At 68.0% G+C, this 672-nt stretch carries 1 protein-coding gene; it reads left to right on the plus strand.

The features are described 5' to 3' along the window. Positions 1 to 672, plus strand: a 672-nt coding sequence (locus ON31_RS00040) for a phage major capsid protein (protein WP_039807879.1), incomplete at both ends; no start/stop codon positions are given.

Consider the following 672-nt stretch of genomic DNA (forward strand, 5'->3'; position numbering starts at 1 on the left):
CGTCTCGGTGCGCCGCACCGGCTCGGACGCGGTCGAGTACGTCGAGCAGACCAGCCACACCAACGCTGCCGCGCCGGTGCCCGAGGCGACCAGCTCGGCCGCGCCGACCGCCCCGGCCACTGTGCCCGGCGCGCTGGTGCTCGACCCGAACGGCGGCTACAAGCCCGAAGGCTCGTGGGCGTTCGAACGCAAGGTCGCCAACGTGAAGACCATCGCCGAATGGGTGCCCGCCACCAAGCGCGCCCTCGCCGATGTGAAGGCGCTCGAGGACCTGATCAATGACGAGCTGCGCAAGGACGTGGCCGAGGCCGAAGAAGCGCAGATCCTCAACGGCAACGGCACCGGCGAGAACCTGACCGGCGTCAACAACTGGTCCGGTGTGCAGACCCAGGCATTCTCGACCGACCTGTTCGAGTCGATCCGCAAGGGCATCACCAAGGCTCGCACCGTGGGCCGAGTGAACCCGACCGGCATCGTTCTCAACCCGGCCGATGTCGAAAAGATCGACCTCGCAAAGGATCTGAACGGCACCTACCGCTACGGCGGCCCGCAGACCATGGGGCAGCGCACCGTGTGGGGCGTGCCCGTGATCGAGTCCGAGATTCAGCCCGCCGGCACAGGCACTCTCGGCGACTGGTCCAAGGCCGTGGTCTGGGATCGCGAGCAGACCAC

The sequence above is a fragment of the Nocardia otitidiscaviarum NBRC 14405 genome, assembly GCF_000308635.1.
Taxonomy (GTDB): domain Bacteria; phylum Actinomycetota; class Actinomycetes; order Mycobacteriales; family Mycobacteriaceae; genus Nocardia; species Nocardia otitidiscaviarum.